Raw genomic sequence first — 18,566 nt, 5'->3', positions numbered from 1 at the left:
GCCCCGGTTCGTCACACCTCGCCCGCCGCGGCGCCGGGCCCGGCGCCGCTCACGCCGCCGCCGGCGCCCCTCCGGCATCACGCGGACCTTCGACGACGCGGCAGCTCACCTGCCCAGCCGGGCCGGGATCGTAGGAGAGGGTCCACGGCACCGGCGCGAGCGCGGTGCGGCTCAGCCGGTGAACTCGTCGACACCGAGGGCGAAGTCCCAGTGACCCACTCCGCGGCCGACGAGGCCCACCGTGACCAGGCCCGCTCCTTCCAGCCAATGCGCCATCTTCAGGTCGCCGACGTCCAGCGGGCGTAGCCCGAGGCTCTTGACGAACTCCGCCACGTCCGCCTTGGCCTGCGCACTGTCGCCGGCGACGAAGACGACGGGCCGGCCCTTCTCCAGGACCTGCCGGAAGATGGTGTTGAACGCCTTCACCACGCTGGCGCCGGCCGGGGCCACCTTGGCGGCTTCCTGCGCGACCGAGGTCTGCTCCTGGTGGGCCAGCCCGTCGAAGGTGGAGTTGAAGGGGTTGCTGATGTCGACGATGACCTTGCCCGCGAGGGCGTCTCCGTACCGCGCGACGGTCGGGACGACACCGTCGAACAACAGGGCCACGATGACGATGTCCCCGGCAGGGACGGCGCCCCACTCTCCCGTCGTGGCGCCGCCGCCGAGAGCCTTGGCCAGGTCGGCGGCCTTGGACTGGTCGCGGCCCATGACCTCGACGGTGTTGCCGCCCGCCACCGCCCGCGTGCCGATGGCGCGGGCCATGTTGCCGGTGCCGATGATGGTGATGCTGCTCATACGGTGTGCCCTCTTTCGTGTTCTCGAGCTATCGATGTGTCTCGTTCGTGCCGGCCTGGCCCGGCGCGCGACTGATGCGCCGATGTCAGGCGGTCAGATGACGGTGGTACCGCCGTCGGTGGTCAGTTCCAGCCCGTTGACGTAGCTGGAGTCGTCGGAGGCGAGGAAGAGTGCGACGGTGGCGATCTCCTCGGGGCGGCCCATCTCCGCGCGGGGGATCAGGGACTCGAAGGCCTTCTTGGTGGCCTCGTCGAAGAGTTCCTCCTGCTTCGCTGTGGCGACCTGGCCGGGGGTGAGCACGTTGACCCGGATCCTGCGGTCCTTGAGCTCGTTGAGCCACACGCGGGCCCAGGCCTGCTGCACGGCCTTGCTGCCGGCGTACACGCTCCATCCGGGATAGCCGCGCAGGGAGGCGGTCGAGCCGGTCATGAAGATGGAGGCGCCGTCGTTGAGCAGCGGCAGCGCCTTCTGCACGGTGAACAGGGTGCCGCGCGCGTTGAGCGAGAAGGTGCGGTCGAACTGCTCTTCGGTGATCTCGCCGAGCTCGGCCTGCTCGCCCATCCCGGCGCTGGCCCACAGGACGTCGATCGAGCCCTTCTCCTTCTTGACCGTCTCGTAGAGGCGGTCGAGGTCGGCCAGCTCCGCCGCGTCGCCCCGCACGGCGGTGACGTTGCGACCGATCACCTTGACGGCTTCGTCGAGGGCTTCCTGCCGCCGGCCGAGGAGGTAGACGTACGCCCCTTCCTCAACGAACAGCTGGGCTCCGGCCAGCGCCATGCCGGTCGATCCGCCGGTGATCACCGCTACCTTGCCGTCGAGCTTTCCCATGATCACTCCATGAACTGCCGGGTATTCGGGACAGCCGGAACGTTATATACACCGGCCTGTGTACTTACCGTATCCGAGGGTCGACCGGACCGCAAGCTATGCACACCGATCGGTACCCGACTGGGCTAGACTGGGCCTATGACGGAGCTGGAGAAGGGGCCCCAAGGCCGACGCCGAGGCCGGGGCGCACGCGAACGCATCCTCGGCGCGTCCCGGCAGCTGTTCCGCGACCAGGGCATCAACCGCACCGGCATGGACCAGCTGTGCGCAGTCGCCCAGGTCTCGAAGCGCACCGCCTACCAGCACTTCGCCAGCAAGGACGAACTCGTCACCGAGTACCTTCGCCGCTTCGATCCCGGCACCATGTCCGCGGTGTTCGACCGCCCCGACCTGGCCCCCCGCGAACGGCTGCTCGCCGCCTTCGAGTTGCCCGCGTCCGGAACACAGGAGCTCACCCCCATGTGCCCGTACATCGCGGCGGCCGTCGAACTCCACGACCCCCGGCACCCCGCGTCCCAATACGCACGCGACTACAAGCAGGCCATCGCCGCGCGCCTGGCCGACACGGCACGCGAAGCCGGCGCCACCCACCCTGAACAGCTCGGCGAACAACTCGCCCTGCTCCTCGACGGTGCCGCGGCCCGCACGCGCGTCATGAACACCGAAAGCTTCCCCACCGCCGCCGCCATCGCCGCCGTCCTCATCGACAACGCCATTCCCGCGACGACCGGCGATGAGGACCGATCACGCTGAGTCGCCGGTGTCGTACCGGCCCTGAGGGGTGGGGCCCGCATCGGGGTCCCCGATGGAGTGGCCGTCGTCGCGGCCGCCCAAGGACCGGACCCAGCGCGGTGAACGGGACATCCGCTGTCGCGTCGGGGAGACTCGCGGCAACGGCTGGGAAGCATGGCCGGCGATGCTCAGTCGCCCGTTGCGCCGTCGGTCCGTTCCCGTAGGAAGTCGGCGTGGCCGTTGTGGCGGGCGTACTCCTGGATCATCAACACGTAGACCCAGCGCAGGCTGAGGGGAACTCCGCGAGACGACAGGAAGGTCTCGTCGAGGTCGTGCCCTGCTACGGCCGCGTCGCACGCTCTGACTTCGGCCTGGAACATTCCGAAGTCCCGCTCGGCATCGGCCGCTTGGACGCCGTCGAACCCCTCATTGCCGTCCGACGGGCCGGTGAAGACATCGCCGATGGACTCACCCGCGAAGTTCCGCCGGAACCACCGTCGCTCGACCTCCGCCATGTGCCGGACCAACCCGAGGAGGGTGAGGCCCGACGGCTCCACGGTCGCCCGTGCCAACTGCGCCGGCTCGAGCCCGGCACACTTGCTCAGCAACGTTTCCCGATGCCGGCTCAGCCAGCCTTCCAGCAGCTGGCGCTCAGCCGCGCTACCCAGGCTGCCGAGCTGCTCGTTGCGCTTGACCGGCGGTGCTGTCCACGTCATGGGTCCACCCTGCACCACCATCGGGGAGCGGTACTCCTTCAGGGTCGGACCTCCTTGATGCCACTGAAGGTCCTCGAACCCACCCTCGGTTCCGGTGCACGTACTGGTCAGCGGAGGGCCTGAAGTGCGTAGAGAGTGCCTACGGCAGTGGCCAGGGTGCCGAGCAGGAGGCGCAGTGCGGGCTCGGGCAGGTGGGGCTGGAGGCGGGCTCCGAGGTAGCCGCCCGCCAGGCCGCCGGATCCGCAGGTCAGGCCGAGCAGCCAGTCGGGGGCGATGTCGCCGGTGGCGGTGAGGGCCAGCACGGCATACGTACCGGCGCCGACGAGCGAGGTCACGAACGTCGAGGCCAGTGCGGCGGGCGCCACCTTGGCGACCGGTACGCCGCGACCGACCAGGAGGGGGCCGAGGATCGAGCCACCGCCGATCCCGTAGATCCCGCCGACGACGCCGACCGCCAGGGCGAGTCCGGTGGTCGTCCTGGCCGTCGGCGCGGTGGCGGTACGGGGCCCGGGCGGGCGCAGGGTGCGGGCGCACAGCCAGACACCGAGGGGCAGCAGCAGGGCAGCGACCAGGAGCCGGAAGACGCGCGGACCGGGGACGGCGAACACCCGGATGACGGCGCCGACAACGACCCCGGGCACGGTGCCGGCGACCAGCAGGCGCGTCAGCGGCCCGCCTACGCTCCCCGCCCTGCGGTACCTCAGCAGGGCGCCGGGGCCGGCCACGACGTTGAACAGCAGGTTCGTCGGCGTCACCGCGGGGCTCGGTACGCCCAGGACGCTGACCTGCACCGGCAGCAGGAACACCGCCCCCGAGACGCCCACCGGCGCGGTCACCGTCGATATCAGCAGCCCGGCGGCGAAGCCGAGCAGGCCCGAAGACCAGTCCACCCCAGGGCCCCCTCGACAGATCGTCGGGCCAGTATCCGCCATTCCCCCGCCGCATCGGACCGGTCCCGTAGTGGACGAGCGGATGCCGTTTCGCCGTCCGGCCGACCACATCGACCACATCGACCACGCGGCGATTCCGCGACTCGCGGCGCTCGGAATCGATGACCGTCTATGTTGACGCCCGTCGATCCAGCTGCCATCCTGGCAACAGAAGCCATCGACAACGGTCGAATCAGAGGGGAAGCATCGTGAGCGCGCCCACTACCGCCCTGCCCACCGTGGTGATCGGAGCCGGCCCGGCCGGACTGGCCGCCGCCGCCCATCTCACCGAGCGCGGCCTGGAGGTCCTGGTTCTCGAAGCGGGGCCCACCGCGGCGGACGCGGTACGCGAATGGGGCCACGTACGGCTCTTCTCGACCTGGGCGGAGCTGACCGACCCGGCAGCGGAGAAGCTGCTCGCCCCGACCGGGTGGGTCAAGCCGGACGGCGCGGCCTGTCCGAGCGGCGCCGACTGGGCCGAGCGCTACCTCCAGCCGCTGGCCGACGCCCTGGGCGACGCGGTCCGCTACGGCGCCACCGTCACCGGCGTGGCCCGCGCCGGCCGGGACCGGATCGTGGACGCCGACCGCGAGCAGCAGCCCTTCGCGGTGCACTTCACCACCGCCGACGGCCGGGAACAGCGCGTCCTGGCCGGCACGGTCATCGACGCCTCGGGTACCTGGAAGAGCCCCTCCCCCGCAGGCGCCGACGGGCTGCCCGCGCTGGGCGAGCGGGCGGCGGCCGACCGTATCTCCTACCGCGTCCCGGACCTCAAGGACCCCGCCGTACGCGCCCGTTACGCCGGCAGGCGCACGGCCGTCATCGGCTCGGGCGCCTCCGCCTTCACCGCCCTCGCCGCACTCGCCGACCTGGCGAAGGCCGACGACGGGTCCGGCACGCACGCGGTGTGGATCCTGCGCCGCGGCATCAGCGGCTCCACCTTCGGCGGCGGCAGCGCCGACCAGCTGCCCGCCCGCGGCGCGCTGGGCCTGGCGGCCAAGGCCGCGGTCGACGACGGGCACGCCGACGCCGTCACCGGCTTCCGCACCGCCGCCGTCGAACGGGACGGCGACGGCGGGCTCGTCCTGGTCGGCGAGGACGACCGCCGCCTGGAGCCGGTCGACGAGGTCGTCGTCCTGACCGGCCTGCGCCCGGACCTGTCGTTCCTCGACGAGATCCGCCTCGGCCTGGACGAACGCCTCCAGGCCCCGACCGCGCTCGCCCCGCTGATCGACCCCAACCAGCACTCCTGCGGCACCGTCTACCCGCACGGCCACCGCGAGCTGTCCCACCCCGAACCCGGCGTCTACCTGGTGGGAATGAAGTCCTACGGCCGCGCCCCCACCTTTCTCGCGATGACCGGGTACGAGCAGGTCCGCTCGGTCGCCGCCGCGATCGCCGGGGACACCGAGGCCGCCGACCGCGTCGAACTCACCCTCCCCGAAACCGGGGTCTGCGGCGGCGCCGGCCTGTTCGACACCCCGGCCGCCGAACAGGGCGGCGGCTGCTGCACACCCGCACCGGCGCTCGTACAAATCGGCGTGGGCGCCCCGGCCGCCGAAACCCAGGAGCCCTCCGGCGGCTGCTGCGGCTGAGCTGCGGTGACCTCCGCCGACACCGCACAGGCGGCCATGACCGGTACAGGGGTCCGGTCACGGCCGCCGGCCGTACTCCCGGCGCTGTGCGCCACCCAGATCACCAGCTGGGGCGTGGTCTACTACGCCGGCAGTGGGGGCGAAGGTCTGCGCCCTGAACAGGGCAAAAGCCCACAGCAGGAGCGGCAGACGAGTCGGGCTGTAGGCCGGGTTCTGTACCCGGGGGCCTCGCGGCCCGCCGGGTGGCGGCCATCCATCTAGGGCTGCCGTTGCCGACAGCCTCGTGCGGTCTACCCGCGGACTCGGGCGGGCAGCCCTCGAACGTCCGCGCGGACGGCGTATCGCTACGACGCCCTCTTGACCTTGCTCCGGGTGGGGTTTACCTAGCTGCCCAGGTCGCCCTGGGCACTGGTGGTCTCTTACACCACCGTTTCACCCTTACCGGGGACCGAGGTCCCCGGCGGTCTGTTTTCTGTGGCACTGTCCCGCGGGTCACCCCGGGTGGCCGTTAGCCATCACCCTGCCCTGTGGAGCCCGGACCTTCCTCGGCAGGACCCGAGGGTCCTGACGCGGCCGTCCGCCCGGCTCGTCTGCCGTACTCGCCATCGTAGTGGATCAGGCCGGGGCGAGGAGCACACCTGGACGGCCGGCCCGGGCGGCCGCCGCCGCGGGGTCCGTACGCTTGTCGACACGTCCGTACGCGCCTGCGCGGGCGCCGCGGGGTCCGCCCCGCCTGACACACCCGCCCGGGCCCCCGGGTCCGCCGCGTGAGGGAGAAACGCCGTGCTCGTCCTGCTGCCGCCGTCAGAAGGCAAGGCCACCGCCGTACGCGGGCGGCCGGTCGCGCTCGACGGGCTGTCGCTGCCCGGCCTGGGCGCGGGGCGCGCGGCGGTCCTCGACGAGCTCGTCGGCCTGTGCGCCGCCGACGAGGACAAGGCGGCCGAGGTGCTCGGGCTCAGCCCCGGTCTGCGCGGCGAGGTCGCCAGGAACGCCGGCCTGCACACCGCCCCCGCGATGCCCGCCGGGCGGCTCTACACCGGGGTCCTCTACGACGCGCTCGGCCTCGCCACGCTCGACGCCGCGGCCAAGCGGCGGGCCGGGAAGTCGCTGCTGGTCTTCTCCGGGCTGTGGGGGGCGGTACGGCTCGCCGACCGCATCCCGGCGTACCGCTGCTCGATGGCGGTACGCCTGCCGGGCGCGGGCGGGCTCGCCGCGTACTGGAAGCCGCACCTGGACCGGGTCCTGCCGGAGGTGGCGGGCGGCGGGCTCGTGCTCGACCTGCGCTCCTCGGCCTACGCCGGGGCCTGGCGGCCCCAGGGCACGGTGGCCGCGCGGACGGCGACCGTGCGGGTGCTGCAGGTCTCCGTTGTCGACGGGGTCGAGCGGCGGAGCATCGTGTCGCACTTCAACAAGGCCACGAAGGGGCGGCTGGTGCGGGCGCTTCTCACGTCCGGGGCCAGTCCCCGGACCCCTGCGGCGCTGGCCGCCGACCTCAGGGACCTCGGCTTCACCGTGGAGGGTGACGGGACGCGGCTGGACGTGCTGGTGCGGGACCTCCACTGAGCCCCTGCGGGGTTGCTTGGAGGGCTCCACGGCTGAGGTCCGCTGTGGCCTGTCGCGCAGTTCCCCGCACCCCTGGGCGATTCCCCCAGAGCTGCGCCTGGGGGTACTTCCCCGCGCCCCCGGGTGATTGCCCCTTGCGGTGCGTTGCTTCCTTTCCCGCGTTTTCGGCGGGGCGCGCAGTTCCCCGCGCCCCTTTTGGTCCGTGTCCTCCGACGCCCGGCGTTCGCCCTGGCAGGGGGGCGGTTGCGGAGGGTGCAACGGGCGTTGCAGGGGGTGGTCCGGGGGGAGAGGATGAGCGCATGGACACTGTGCTCGGGCTGGCCTCCGTGATACCCGTCGTCGTCGTGGAGGACGCCGACGACGCCGTGCCGCTCGCGCGGGCGCTGGTCGCGGGGGGGCTCGGGGGGTTGGAGATCACGTTGCGGACGGCGGCCGCGCTGGAGGCGATCCAGGTGGTGGCGCATGAGGTGCCGGACGCGGTCGTGGGAGCCGGGACCGTGCTGACGCCGGACCATGCGGCGGCGGCCGCGGCCGCGGGGGCGCGGTTCCTGGTCAGTCCGGGGTGGACGGAGCGGTTGCTCGACGCGATGTGCGGGACGGGGCTGCCGTATCTGCCCGGTGTCTCGACGGCGTCCGAGGCGCTGAACCTGCTCGAACGCGGCATCACCGCCATGAAGTTCTTCCCCGCGGAAGCGGCCGGCGGCGTACCGTTCCTGCGGTCGCTGGCCTCGCCGCTGCCCAAAGCGCGGTTCTGCCCGACCGGCGGGATCGACGCGGCCAAGGCGGCGCAGTATCTGGCGCTGCCCAACGTGGCGTGCGTGGGCGGGAGTTGGATGATCCCGAAGGAGTTGCTCGCGGCCCGGGACTGGGAGGGCGTCACGGCGCTCGCCAAGGAGGCGGCGGCGCTCAGGCCAGGTGCGCGGTGGAGTTGAGGAAGCGTACGGAGGCGTTGCCGTCGGCGTAGTAGGCCACCGCCGACAGGGACGCCGGGTCGAGGTCCATGCGGAAGACGGCCTCGTGCGGGGCGCCCAGGGCGAGGCGCAGCAGGGTCTTGACCGGGGTGACGTGGCTGACCAGCAGGATCGTCCGGCCGCGGTGCGCGGCCAGCAGGTCGTCGCGTATGCGGGCCACCCTGGCGGTGACGTCGTCGAAGCTCTCACCGCCGGGGGGCGCGGCGGACGGTGAGGCGAACCAGGCGTCCATCTCGGCCTGGTGGCGCGAGCGCGCCTCGGCGAAGGTCAGTCCCTCCCACGCGCCGAAGGCGGTCTCGCGCAGGCCGTCCGCGACGGCGACCGGCAGCCCGAGCCGGTCGGCGGCCGCCTGCGCGGTCTGCCGGCAGCGGGCCAGCGGCGAACTGACGACGGCCTGGACGGTGTCGAGGACCGGGGCCCGCGCGGCCCGCGCCGCCTGCGCGAGGCCGACCTCCGACAGCGCGGGATCGGCCCCGCCGCTGCCGGAGAAGCGCCGCTGCGCGGTGTGCGCGGTCTCGCCGTGCCGCAGCAGCACCAGGACGGTCGCGTCCACCGCGGGCTACAGGCCGGAGTCGGCCGTACGCACCAGGATCCGGCGGCAGTTCTCGCAGCGCACGACCTGGTTGGCGGGGGCGGCCCGCACCTCGTTCAGCTCGGTGATGTTCAGTTCGAGGCGGCAGCCTTCGCAGCGCTTCTGGTAGAGCCGCGCCGCGCCGACGCCGCCCTGCTGGGAGCGGAGCTTGTCGTAGAGCTTGATCAGGTCGTCGGGCACGGTGGAGGCGATGACCTCGCGCTCCTTGGCGGCGGTGAAGCCCTCCGCGTCGATGCCTTCCAGGGCCGCGGACTTGCGGGCCTCGGCCTCGGCGGTCTTGGCCTGCACCGACTCGACGCGCGCGGTCAGCTCGGCGGCCCGCTCCTGGGCGGCCTCGCGGCGCTCCATGACGTCGAGGACGACGTCCTCCAGGTCGGACTGCCGCTTGGCGAGCGAGGTGAGTTCGCGCTGCAGGTTCTCCAGGTCCTTGGGGCCGACCGCGCCGGAGTCCAGCCGCTGCTGGTCGCGTGCGGCGCGCTGGCGCACCTGGTCGACGTCCTGCTCGGCCTTGGTCTGCTCGCGCGCGGTGTCGCTCTCCTCGGTCTGCGCGGCGACCAGCAGGTCGCGCAGCTGGGCGAGGTCGGCGCCGAGGCGCTCCAGCTCGGCGTGCTCGGGAAGGGTCCTGCGCTTGTGGTCCAGCTGCGCGATGCGCGCGTCGAGTGCCTGGACTTCGAGAAGGCGGATCTGGTCGGCGGGCTCGGCGTTCAGCGGGGGGCTCCTGGGCTGCTGGAAGGGACGGAGGAAGCGGAGGGTGCGTGCGCCGTCCACGGGTCGGTGACGGCGTACGAGACCTGGGTGCTCAGCGCCCAGCCGTACCGCTCGGCGAGCGCGTCGACCTCGCGGGCGGCCTGCGGGCACCACGGCCACTCGGTGGCCCAGTGGGCGGCGTCGAGCAGCGCGGGTGATCCGGCCTGGCGGGCCTCGGAGGCGGGGTGGTGGCGCAGGTCGGCGGTCAGGTACGCGTCCGCACCGGCGGCCCGCACCTGCGCGAAGAGGCTGTCGCCGGAGCCGCCGCACACGGCGACGGTACGGATCGGGGCCGCCGGGTCGCCGGCGATACGCAGGCCCGTCGCGGTGGCGGGCAGCCCGCGGGCGGCCTGCTGGGCGAACTCGGCCAGGCTGAGCGGGACGTCGAGCGTACCGATCCTGCCCAGGCCCCGGCGGCCCGCGGGGTCGGCCGGGTCGGGCACCAGCGGGCCGGTGACCCGCAGGCCCACGGCGGCGGCGAGCGCGTCGGAGACGCCGGGGTCGGCGCGGTCGGCGTTGGTGTGCGCGACATAGAGGGCGGTGCCGCCGCGGATCAGGTCGTGGACGACCCGGCCCTTGAAGCCGGCCGGGCCGACCGGGGCGACGGACGTGGTACCCCGCAGATACAGCGGGTGGTGGGTGACCAGCAGGTCGGCGCCGGCCGCGACGGCCTCGTCCACGACCTCCTGGACGGGGTCGACGGCGAAGAGGACCCGGTCGACCCGCGCCGCCGGGTCGCCGCACACCAGACCCACGGCGTCCCAGCTCTCGGCCAGTGCCGGGGGCCAGAGGGCGTCGAGGGCGGCGATGACGTCGGAGAGGCGGGGCACGTAGGGAAGGTTACCCGGGTTGCCGCCCGGGCCGCCCCGCCGAGGTCGTCGCCGGATCTCCCCCGGCGGGCGACCGGTCGTGCGGGCCCCCGCGCGACCGGATTCGGCTGCCGTCCGTGCTCCCGGATTCGGCTGCCGCCCGCGGCGGGGGTCAGCCCGCCAGGTAGCGGGCCAGGTCCGCGACGACCTGGTCGGCGGCGGTGACGCCGAGGCCCAGGTACCAGGTCTCGTCGGGGACGTCGAAGGCGTGGCCGGCCTTGACCGCGCGGAGGTTCTTCCACAGCGGGTTGGACTGGGCACGGGCCTTGTCGGTGGTGCCGGGGTCGCCGTAGACGCCGGTGAAGATGTAGTCGCCGTCGGCCTGGTCGATGTTCTCGGCCGAGATCTCCGCCGCGAGGTCGTCGATGTCCTGGTTCTTCGGCCGTGGGATGCCGGCGTCCTTGAGGATCGTGCCGATGAAGGAGGCGTTGCCGTAGAGCCGCGTCTTGCCGTCCTGCATGTAGCGGACCATCGACACGACGGGCTTGTGCGCGCCCAGAGCGGTGTCCAGGGCCTTGACGCGGCGGTCGTAGTCGGCGAGCTTCGCCCGGGCCTCGGCGGTCTTGTCCAGGGCGGCGGCGTTGAGCAGGTAGTTCTGCTTCCACGTGAAGCCGGGGCGGATCGAGAAGACGGTCGGCGCGATCTTGCTGAGCGCCGCGTACTGCGGGGCGGCGCGCAGCCGGCTGCCGAGGATGAGGTCGGGGTGGAGGCCCGCGACGGCCTCCAGGTTGAGGCTGTTGATGGTGCCGACGCTCGCCGGCTTCCCGCCGTCCTTCCTCAGGTACGAGGGCAGCTCGGGCGAGCCCTCGCTGGGCGCGTAGCCGACCGGCTTGACGCCGAGCGAGACGACGTTGTCCAGCTCGCCGACGTCGAGGACGACGACACGGGTGGGCCGGGCCTTGATCACGGTGGTGCCCATGGCGTGGGTGACGGTGCGCGGCCACTGGCCGGCCTTGGCGTCGGTACCCATCGCGGCGGTCTTGTCGGCGGCCGAGCCGAAGTCCTTGCCGCCCTTGGCGACGGACTGCTTGTCCTTGCCCTTGGCCGCCGTGCCGCCGCCGTCCCCCGATCCGCCGGAGGAGCCCGCGCAGGCGGCGAGGGACAGGCCGGCGGCGACGGCCAGGGCGACGACGGCGGTGTGGCGGCGCCGAACAGACATGGGGGCACTCCCGGAAGGATTCTCAGCGATTTCTTAGGTGAGCCTAACCTGACCTCCCGGAATGGCGTACTCCGCCCTCCCCATGGAGCACAGCCGCCCCATTCGCGCGGCGAAATCGCGTGAACCGACACCCTTACGTGTGAACTGCACCCACTCGCGTTGATCGTCCGGAAGTACGAAAAGTACGGTCCTGAGCCGGAGGTGGACGTTTCATATGACCGTCAGTGCAGTAGGCGCCATGAGCGCTCTCCGAACGGCCGGCGCACCGCGTACCGTGCGCCGGTCCGGCTTCACGATCGCCGCGGACGGCTCGTACGCGGCCTGCCTCGCCGAGACCGCTCCGCCCGGCGGGGACCAGGGCGGCGGCGGCCTGCTCGTCGAGCGGTGGACGCTGGGCGGCCCCGAGCCGTACGCCGTGCCCCTGCCCGGCCCGCAGCCGGAGGACCCCGGCGCGCAGGTGCTGCCGCTGGCCGACGGGCGGGTGCTGATCCGGCGCCGGGTCGCCGACCGCTGGGACCTGGCGCTGCTCTACCCCTCGGGGCCCGACACCGGGGAACTGCCGGTCGGCTCGCTCACCGGCAGCGACGTACGGCTGCTGCCGCCCGCACCCGGCGGCGCCGCCTACACCCTCGCCTACGACGAGGACGCCGGCAGCACCGGGGTCTGGCGCGTCCACGGTACGGCCGGCGGTGCGCCGGAAGCCGTCATGACCGTGCCCGGCCGCTGCACCGGCGGGGTCTGGCTGGACCGGGCCGGGCGGCTGCTCGCCGTGGACCGCGAGCTGGACGGGCGTACGAAGGCGGTCGCCGCCGACCTGCACACCGGCCGCACCAGCCCGCTGCTGCAGATCACCGACGACAGCGACGACCGCTTGCTGCTCGCCGAGCCCGACAGCGGACTGCTGCTGCTGCGCAGCGACGCCACCGGTGAGGCGCGGCTCGGGTGGGGGGTGCTGGGCAGCAGGCGCCCGGTGCGCTTCCCCGACGCGCTGCGGGTGCCCGGCGTTCTCCTCACCCCGGTCGCCGCGCAGCCCGGGCAGATCCTCATGCCCGAGGCGTCGGTCGTGGCGCTGCGGGCGGAAGTCCCCGGCGGGGCGGAGTCGCTGGCGCTGTGGCGGCCCGGCGAACGCCGCCTGCACTGGCGGGCGTCGCCGCCCGGCTGGCTGGGCGCGGCCGGCATGTGGCTGCCCGGCGACGAGCTGCGGCTGCCGTACGCCGCCCGTGACTGCCCTTGCGGGCTCGCCGCCTACGAGCCGCCGGCCGGCTGGCCGGAGCCGGTCGCCGCTGCCGCGGCGGGGGTGGTCGTCCATGTGCCCCGGACCCGCGCGCTCCCGGCGCCCCCGGCCCGCCGGACGTGGTGCGTGCTGCCCTTGCAGCAGGCACCGCTGGCGGGGTGACCCCCATGCGCGGGGCGCCCGACCCGCCGTTGGACCCGCCACTCGCCGTCGCGCACCGGGGGAACCGACGTGACCACGGGTTTTGACCTGCTTGCCCGCTTTCGGCGGCGGCGCCGTCGCGTTTCCACGGGGAGTACGAACATGGCCGACGCCAGCGCAGAACGCCCTCCGGGCCGGCACCGGGGACCCGAATCCCCCGAGCCCCCTGACGACGCGGCCCCGCCGCCGGGGCGCCACCGCCGCCCCGAGTCCTGACCGCGGGTCCCCCTGCCCACCACCGGCCGGTGGTCCGGGCCGGACCGGGCAGCCCCTTTCCGACGGTGACGACGTACAGCCGTCGACGGCTGATCGCGCCGGTCTCCCCCAGAGCTCCGCCTGGGGGTACCCCCACGCGCCCCTGAGGGGTGCCGCCTCGCGCGGAGGTGTGCGCACCTGGGGGGTGCCCGGATTGGTGGATACGCTGGTGGGCGGACGGCGTAGGACCGACGGGGACGGGGGGACGGGATGGTGACGAAGGACGATCCGGTGGCGGAGCGATGCGGCCGCGGGCGGCAGTGGTGGAGGCGGGGGCCGGAGGAGTTCGAGCGGGAGATCGAGCATCTCAAGGCGCCGGACGGCGGGGCGCTGATCCCGTGGCTGCTGATGGCGATCGGGCCGGGCACGGACGTCGTCAAGGGCGAGGTGCCGACGCCGTGGCTGGCGGGGTCGGGCCTGCTCGTCTTCTGCGTGCTGTACGTGGCCACGATCAGGTCCGCCTTCAGCCCGCGGCTGCGCACCGGCCGCCTGCCGCACCAGCTGCTCGCGGCGCTGGCGGGCCTGACGCTGTCTCTGGCGGTCGGCTTCGGCGGCAACTTCATGCTGCTGTTCGTGCTGGTGTCGCTGTGCGCGGGCAGCGTGTCGAGCAGCCGGCGCGGGCTCGGCGTGATGCTGATGCTGCTCAGCGCGAGTGCGGGCATCGTGTCGGGGCTGCACCACGAAGGCTTCTGGAGCACCGCGAGCCTCTCGTACGGCACGTTCCTGTCCGGGCTCGTGGTGTCGGTGATCATCACCCTCTTCCACGCGGTGGACCAACTCAAGTCGACCCGGCAGGAGCTGGCGCGCAGCGCCGTCGCGGAGGAGCGGCTGCGTTTCTCCCGCGACCTGCACGACCTGCTGGGCCATACGCTGTCGGTGGTCGTGGTGAAGGCCGAGGCGGCGCGGCGGTTGGCGCCGCGCGACCTGGAGGCGGCGCTGGTGCAGGTCGGCGACATCGAGTCGGTCGGCCGCCAGGCCCTCACCGAGATCCGTGAGGCCGTCACCGGCTACCGCGAGGGCAGCCTGTCCACCGAGCTGGACCGGGCGCGTTCGGTGCTGGCCGCCTCCGACATCGAGGTCGTCCTGCGGGAGTCGGGCCCGCCGCTGCCGCCGCAGACCGAGGCGCTGCTGGGCTGGGTGGTGCGCGAGGGGGTCACCAACGTCGTACGCCACAGCGGCGCGACGCTGGCCCGTATCGAACTGCACTCGGCCGACGGCCTGGCGCGCCTGACGATCACCGACAACGGCCACGGCCCGCTGCCCTCCCCCAGTACGGGGGCGACGCTGCAGGCCAACCGTACCGGCACGGGGCTGCGCGGCCTGACCGAACGCCTCGCCGCCGCGGGCGGCTCCCTGACGTCGGGGGCCTGTCCCGGCGGCGGCTTCCGGGTCGCAGCGGTGCTGCCGCTGGGCGAGGACGCCTGACGGACCCTCAGCCGCGGAGGTCGGCGACCAGGCGAAAGCGCTGCAGCACCAGCGGTGTGTCGTCGTCGACGGTGGTTTCCGAGTCGCCCAGCACGGCCCGCCTCTCGGGCCCGTGCCAGAAATCCTCGTGCCCCCGCCGCCAGGCGGCGACGCTCTCGTAGCCCTCCCCCTCGTCCATGGCGTGCGCGAGGTCCACCTCGCGCAACGGCACCACCCGCACGTCGGTGACCTCGATGACGCCCACCCCGCGCCCGTCCGAATCCAGCACGACCGCCCGCTCCCCCACCTCGGGCAGCGCCTCCCCCTCGTACGCGTAGTCGGCGACGACCCCGGTGGTGGACGTCTTGCTCCCGTCCAGCACCGCCGCGACCAGCTGGTCCCGCAGCGGCCCGGGGAAGCCGAACTCGGCCCTGGGCAGGGAGTCGGGGTCGAGCCCCGCGTCTGACGCCATGCCGCCACGCTAGCCCGCGGGCCAGGCGGCCAGGACGTCGGCCGGGGACCAGACCACGTCCACTGCCCCCGGGGGCAGGTCTGCGCCGGAGCGGGAGGCGACCACCAGGCCGGTGCTTCCCGGGTCGAAGCCGGGGATCTGCGGGGCGGCGCGGGTGAGTGCGGCGAGGTCGCGGGCGTCGAAGGCGGAGTCCAGCCACTTGATCGAACCGGCGAAGTGCACGGCGCCCGCGACGGGCCCGCGGTCGGCCCCGACGAGGTCGACCTCCGGGTCGAAGCGGCGGTTCCACCACCCGCCGACTGCTTCGGTATCCGGCCACGGCAGGTCCCCCGCTATTCCTGCCAGCTCCAGGGACTCCCTGACCAGCGGCTCGACCGCCCGCCCGCGCCAGGTCGGCCAGCGCCGCCGCACCACGTCGTAGGCGGAGTCCGACCTGCCCCGGCGGGCCTGCTCCTGCGCGGAGCGCAGCGCGGCCAGGTAGAGGCGCAGGCTGCTGTCGGCCACGCGGTAGAGCGCGGGCTTTCCCGGACTGGTGGACAGCGGGAGGTCCGCGGCGAGCACCCGCTTCTCGGCGACCAGGCGGTGCAGCAGCGGCGACAGCGCCCCCGAGGCAAGGGCGCCCCCCCGGCCGCCTGCCGCGGCGGCGATGTTGGCGTGTGTACGGTCGCCGCTGCCGACCGCTTCCAGGACCCGGCGGGCCTGGTCGGGCGCGGGGAATTCGGCCATCAGCGCGGCCTCGGGCACGCCGAAGAGCGGTGACGCCGGGTCGGCGCACTCGTCCTCGATGAAGGCCGTCGCGGGTGTGCCGTGCGGCCACACCCGCAGGATGCCGGGCAGCCCCCCGGACACCAGGTGCGCGTCGATGGCGTCGGCCGCCTCCAGCCCGAGCGCCCGGCCGGTCTCGGCGGGATTGAGCGGCCCGAGGATCATGGTGTCGGCCCGGCCGTAGAAGGGCCGGTCGTACGCGGTGAGGTGCTCCATCATGTGCAGGTCGCTGCCGAGGAGCAGCAGCAGGACCGGCCGCCTGGCCAGCAGCCGGTCCCACGCGGTCTGCAGCGCACCGTCGAAGAGGTCGTCCTGCTCGGCGAGCCACGGCAGCTCGTCGACGACCACGACGGACGGCCGGTCGGGCAGTACGGAGGCCAGCACCCGGAAGGCGTCGGGCCAGCTGCCCGACCCGCCGCTCGGCACCAGCTCGGGGTCGGTGGGCAGCCCCGACTCCCGTAGCTCCGCGTAGAACGCGCTCACCGCCTCCACCGGCGAGGCGCCCTTGGTGGCGGTGAAGAAGAGATACGGCACTTCGACGCGGTCGCAGAATTCCTGCACGAGCCGCGACTTTCCCACCTGCCGCCGCCCGCGCAGCGCGACAGCCGTCCCGGCCCCCGAGTCCGCGACCCGGTCGAGCCGTTTGCGCAGCAGGGCCAGCTCCTGCCGCCGACCGACGAACGTCTCAGCCATTGCCCTGCCCCATCTAGGTAGATTCTGTCTACGTAGATTACATCTACCTAAATTCATTCTACCTAAACCTCGCCACAGCGTCGCAGCACACCGCGGCCCCGCTACCGTCATCGGTAGCGGGGCCGCGGGGAGTCGCTGTCGGTCAGACGGCGGGCAGGCGGTCCGCCTTCACGTCGGCGATGAACGCGGACCAGGCATCCGCCGGGAAAACCAGGCGGGACCCTCGGTGTCCTTTGAGTCGCGGACCGGGACGACGGCGAAGCCGTCAGCAACCTCGACGCACTCGCCGCCCTGCCCACCGCTGTACGTGCTCTTCACGCGGGCCGCCACTCCTGGCAGTGGGACGCCTGACGTTCAGCCGGCCGCCGCCGCGGCCCGCACGGCGTCGAGGATCACCTGGGCGCCCTGGGCGATCAGCTCCGCGGCCAGGGCGACGCCGAGCTTCTCCGGCTCGGCCGCCGGGCCTGTGCGGTGGGCCGAGACGCGTCGCGTGCCGTCCAGGGAGGTCACCTGGCCGGTCAGCCGGAGCAGGCCGCCGGGCAGCGGCTCGGCGTAGGCGCCGACGGGGACGCTGCAGCCGCCGTGGAGTTCGGCCAGGAAGGCGCGCTCGGCGCGGACCTGGGCGTCGGCCGACAGGTCGCCCGCGGTGGAGAGGATCTCGCGTACCGCGGAGTTGTCGGTGCGGACCTGGATGCCCAGGGCGCCCTGGCCGGGGCTCGGCGGGAAGAGGTCGAGGGGGAGGATCTCGCCGATGGCGTCGTCGAGGCCGAGCCGGCGAAGACCCGCCGCCGCGAGGACGACCGCGTCCAGGCCCTCCGTCTCGATCTTCCGCAGACGGGGCGGGACGTTGCCGCGGATCGGGATGACGTGGAGATCGGGGCGTACCGCGAGCAGTTGGGCCTTCCGGCGTGCGGCGCCCGTACCGACCCTCGCCCCCTCGGGCAGCCCGGCGAGCGTGGAGCCGCACAGGGCGTCGGCGACGTCCTCCCTGCCGGGCGGGGGCAGCAGCATGAGTCCTGGCGGGTTCGACGTCGGGAGGTCCTTGAGCGAGTGGACGACCACGTCCACCTCACCGCGGGCCAGCGCCGCCTCCTGCCGCGAGCTGAACGCGGAGCCACCGCTCACCGGGGACAACGCTGAGACCGGTGACGTGCGGTCTTGGTCGCCGCCTTCCAGAATCACCCGGTGGGTGAAGGTGACGTCGGGGAAACGCTCGCGCAAGGGCCGCAGATACTCGCGTACCTGCGCTTTCGCCAGGGCGCTGGCCCGGGAGCCGACGAGGTAGTGGGTCATGGTGGCCAAAACTACGCCGCCGCAGGGAGCGGACTTGCGGACACCGTGTCGGCACGACGGCCGCGGCGTCCACCGTACGGTGGCGGCGGCGGGGGACTGGATACGCTGGGCGGGTGACGGACAAGCCGGTGCGGGTGCTGCTCGCCGAGGATCAGGGCATGATGCGGGGGGCGCTGGCGCTCCTGCTGGACCTGGAGGACGACATGGAGGTCGTCGCCCAGGTCGCGGCGGGGGATCGGATCGTCGACGAGGCGCTGGCCGCGCGGCCCGACGTGGCGCTGCTCGACATCGAACTGCCGGGGCGCAGCGGGCTGGACGCCGCCGCGGAGCTGCGGCGGCGGCTGCCGGAGTGCCAGGTGCTGATCCTCACGACGTTCGGGCGGCCGGGGTATCTGCGGCGGGCGATGGAGGCGGGGGCGGCCGGTTTCCTGGTGAAGGACGGCCCGGTGGAGGAACTGGCCGGGGCGATCCGGCGGGTGCTGCGGGGCGAGCGGGTCATCGACCCCGCGCTGGCCGCCGCGGCGCTCAGCGCGGGCCCGAGCCCGCTGACCCCGCGGGAGCAGGACGTGCTGAACGCGGCGGCGGACGGCGCCACCGTCGCGGACATCGCGGGGCGGCTGTTCCTGTCGGAGTCGACGGTGCGCAACTACCTGTCGGCCGCGATCGGCAAGACCGGCACCCGCAACCGCATGGAGGCGCTGCGCACCGCCCGGCAGAACGGCTGGCTGTGACGCGGACCGCCGGCGGCCCGGC

General features: G+C 73.6%; 18 protein-coding genes, 1 other RNA gene and 1 pseudogene. 7 read left to right on the top strand and 13 right to left on the bottom strand.

Features of this window, described 5'->3' with window-relative positions; genetic code table 11:
- Positions 1 to 171 precede the first annotated feature (171 nt).
- Positions 172 to 795, bottom strand: a complete 624-nt coding sequence (locus tag BUE44_RS05710; RefSeq protein ID WP_073494340.1) for an NADPH-dependent F420 reductase — start codon at positions 793 to 795, stop codon at positions 172 to 174.
- Between the two features lie 93 nt (positions 796 to 888).
- Positions 889 to 1,623 carry an SDR family NAD(P)-dependent oxidoreductase gene (locus BUE44_RS05705; RefSeq protein WP_073494338.1) on the bottom strand — a complete coding sequence of 245 codons (735 nt, stop codon included), beginning with the start codon at positions 1,621 to 1,623 and terminating at the stop codon, positions 889 to 891.
- Between the two features lie 138 nt (positions 1,624 to 1,761).
- On the opposite strand from BUE44_RS05705, the gene BUE44_RS05700 reads away from it, so the two are divergent.
- On the top strand, positions 1,762 to 2,376 hold the full coding sequence (locus BUE44_RS05700; protein WP_073494336.1) for a TetR/AcrR family transcriptional regulator: 615 nt from the start codon (positions 1,762 to 1,764) through the stop codon (positions 2,374 to 2,376).
- 167 nt (positions 2,377 to 2,543) lie between these two features.
- On the opposite strand, the gene BUE44_RS05695 is transcribed toward BUE44_RS05700, so the two are convergent.
- Both BUE44_RS05695 and BUE44_RS05690 read right to left on the bottom strand, forming a co-directional pair.
- On the bottom strand, positions 2,544 to 3,071 hold the full coding sequence (locus BUE44_RS05695) for a DinB family protein (RefSeq protein WP_073494607.1): 528 nt from the start codon (positions 3,069 to 3,071) through the stop codon (positions 2,544 to 2,546).
- 107 nt (positions 3,072 to 3,178) lie between these two features.
- A complete protein-coding gene (locus tag BUE44_RS05690; protein ID WP_073494334.1) occupies positions 3,179 to 3,961 on the bottom strand; it encodes a sulfite exporter TauE/SafE family protein in 783 nt (260 codons plus the stop codon).
- Positions 3,962 to 4,209: 248 nt separating this feature from the next.
- On the opposite strand from BUE44_RS05690, the gene BUE44_RS05685 reads away from it, so the two are divergent.
- Positions 4,210 to 5,595 carry an FAD-dependent oxidoreductase gene (locus BUE44_RS05685; protein WP_073494331.1) on the top strand — a complete coding sequence of 462 codons (1,386 nt, stop codon included), beginning with the start codon at positions 4,210 to 4,212 and terminating at the stop codon, positions 5,593 to 5,595.
- A gap of 186 nt (positions 5,596 to 5,781) precedes the next feature.
- Here the strand turns inward: BUE44_RS05685 and rnpB are convergent.
- Positions 5,782 to 6,184, bottom strand: an RNA gene (gene rnpB / locus BUE44_RS05680) — RNase P RNA component class A.
- Between the two features lie 194 nt (positions 6,185 to 6,378).
- On the opposite strand from rnpB, the gene yaaA reads away from it, so the two are divergent.
- Entirely contained in the window at positions 6,379 to 7,158 is a 780-nt protein-coding gene (gene yaaA, locus BUE44_RS05675) for a peroxide stress protein YaaA (RefSeq protein ID WP_073494329.1), read from the top strand.
- Positions 7,159 to 7,457: 299 nt separating this feature from the next.
- Positions 7,458 to 8,090 carry a bifunctional 4-hydroxy-2-oxoglutarate aldolase/2-dehydro-3-deoxy-phosphogluconate aldolase gene (gene eda / locus BUE44_RS05670; RefSeq protein ID WP_073494327.1) on the top strand — a complete coding sequence of 211 codons (633 nt, stop codon included), beginning with the start codon at positions 7,458 to 7,460 and terminating at the stop codon, positions 8,088 to 8,090.
- On the opposite strand, the pseudogene BUE44_RS05665 reads toward eda, so the two are convergent.
- From BUE44_RS05665 to BUE44_RS05650, 4 genes and pseudogenes are all read right to left on the bottom strand, one after another.
- Positions 8,065 to 8,673: pseudogene (locus BUE44_RS05665) on the bottom strand (histidine phosphatase family protein); the annotation flags it as partial. The gene eda and the pseudogene BUE44_RS05665 overlap by 26 nt on opposite strands.
- A 15-nt stretch (positions 8,674 to 8,688) precedes the next feature.
- The gene (locus BUE44_RS05660; protein ID WP_200804346.1) at positions 8,689 to 9,429 is read right to left on the bottom strand and encodes a zinc ribbon domain-containing protein; all 741 of its coding nucleotides are present in this window, start codon (positions 9,427 to 9,429) and stop codon (positions 8,689 to 8,691) included.
- Complete coding sequence (locus BUE44_RS05655; RefSeq protein WP_073494319.1) at positions 9,426 to 10,298, bottom strand: Nif3-like dinuclear metal center hexameric protein; 873 nt, start codon at positions 10,296 to 10,298, stop codon at positions 9,426 to 9,428. The genes BUE44_RS05660 and BUE44_RS05655 overlap by 4 nt, the downstream gene beginning before the upstream one ends.
- A 151-nt stretch (positions 10,299 to 10,449) precedes the next feature.
- On the bottom strand, positions 10,450 to 11,496 hold the full coding sequence (locus BUE44_RS05650; RefSeq protein ID WP_073494317.1) for an ABC transporter substrate-binding protein: 1,047 nt from the start codon (positions 11,494 to 11,496) through the stop codon (positions 10,450 to 10,452).
- 238 nt (positions 11,497 to 11,734) lie between these two features.
- Between BUE44_RS05650 and BUE44_RS05645 the strand changes: the two genes are divergently transcribed.
- Positions 11,735 to 12,892, top strand: coding sequence for a hypothetical protein (locus tag BUE44_RS05645; RefSeq protein WP_107415614.1), 1,158 nt, complete (start codon positions 11,735 to 11,737; stop codon positions 12,890 to 12,892).
- 525 nt (positions 12,893 to 13,417) lie between these two features.
- Positions 13,418 to 14,611, top strand: coding sequence for a sensor histidine kinase (locus BUE44_RS05640; protein ID WP_073494604.1), 1,194 nt, complete (start codon positions 13,418 to 13,420; stop codon positions 14,609 to 14,611).
- Between the two features lie 7 nt (positions 14,612 to 14,618).
- On the opposite strand, the gene BUE44_RS05635 is transcribed toward BUE44_RS05640, so the two are convergent.
- From BUE44_RS05635 to hemC, 4 genes are all read right to left on the bottom strand, one after another.
- Positions 14,619 to 15,062, bottom strand: a complete 444-nt coding sequence (locus tag BUE44_RS05635; RefSeq protein ID WP_073494313.1) for an ASCH domain-containing protein — start codon at positions 15,060 to 15,062, stop codon at positions 14,619 to 14,621.
- Positions 15,063 to 15,071: 9 nt separating this feature from the next.
- Positions 15,072 to 16,520: an AAA family ATPase gene (locus BUE44_RS05630; RefSeq protein WP_073494311.1), complete on the bottom strand. Its 1,449-nt coding sequence runs from the start codon at positions 16,518 to 16,520 to the stop codon at positions 15,072 to 15,074.
- A 168-nt stretch (positions 16,521 to 16,688) separates the two neighbouring features.
- Positions 16,689 to 16,838 (bottom strand): DUF397 domain-containing protein, encoded by a 150-nt coding sequence (locus tag BUE44_RS05625; RefSeq protein WP_407640000.1) that lies wholly within the window; start codon positions 16,836 to 16,838, stop codon positions 16,689 to 16,691.
- Between the two features lie 36 nt (positions 16,839 to 16,874).
- Entirely contained in the window at positions 16,875 to 17,813 is a 939-nt protein-coding gene (gene hemC / locus BUE44_RS05620; protein WP_073494602.1) for a hydroxymethylbilane synthase, read from the bottom strand.
- A gap of 113 nt (positions 17,814 to 17,926) precedes the next feature.
- Here hemC and BUE44_RS05615 point away from each other — a divergent pair, with 113 nt between their 5' ends.
- On the top strand, positions 17,927 to 18,544 hold the full coding sequence (locus BUE44_RS05615; RefSeq protein WP_073494309.1) for a response regulator transcription factor: 618 nt from the start codon (positions 17,927 to 17,929) through the stop codon (positions 18,542 to 18,544).
- Positions 18,545 to 18,566 lie beyond the last annotated feature (22 nt).

Origin of the sequence: Actinacidiphila paucisporea (genome assembly GCF_900142575.1) — a bacterium.
Lineage (GTDB): Bacteria > Actinomycetota > Actinomycetes > Streptomycetales > Streptomycetaceae > Actinacidiphila > Actinacidiphila paucisporea.
The sequence above is the reverse complement of the archived record's forward strand: the minus strand, read 5'-3'. Positions and strand labels throughout refer to the sequence as shown.

Coding starts and splice junctions, on each gene's coding strand:
- BUE44_RS05710 (WP_073494340.1), bottom strand. CDS start 795: ATGAGCAGCATCACCATCATCGGCACCGGCAACATGGCCCGCGCCATC.
- BUE44_RS05705 (WP_073494338.1), bottom strand. CDS start 1,623: ATGGGAAAGCTCGACGGCAAGGTAGCGGTGATCACCGGCGGATCGACC.
- BUE44_RS05700 (WP_073494336.1), top strand. CDS start 1,762: ATGACGGAGCTGGAGAAGGGGCCCCAAGGCCGACGCCGAGGCCGGGGC.
- BUE44_RS05695 (WP_073494607.1), bottom strand. CDS start 3,071: ATGACGTGGACAGCACCGCCGGTCAAGCGCAACGAGCAGCTCGGCAGC.
- eda (WP_073494327.1), top strand. CDS start 7,458: ATGGACACTGTGCTCGGGCTGGCCTCCGTGATACCCGTCGTCGTCGTG.
- BUE44_RS05650 (WP_073494317.1), bottom strand. CDS start 11,496: ATGTCTGTTCGGCGCCGCCACACCGCCGTCGTCGCCCTGGCCGTCGCC.
- BUE44_RS05645 (WP_107415614.1), top strand. CDS start 11,735: ATGAGCGCTCTCCGAACGGCCGGCGCACCGCGTACCGTGCGCCGGTCC.
- BUE44_RS05635 (WP_073494313.1), bottom strand. CDS start 15,062: ATGGCGTCAGACGCGGGGCTCGACCCCGACTCCCTGCCCAGGGCCGAG.
- BUE44_RS05630 (WP_073494311.1), bottom strand. CDS start 16,520: ATGGCTGAGACGTTCGTCGGTCGGCGGCAGGAGCTGGCCCTGCTGCGC.
- hemC (WP_073494602.1), bottom strand. CDS start 17,813: ATGACCCACTACCTCGTCGGCTCCCGGGCCAGCGCCCTGGCGAAAGCG.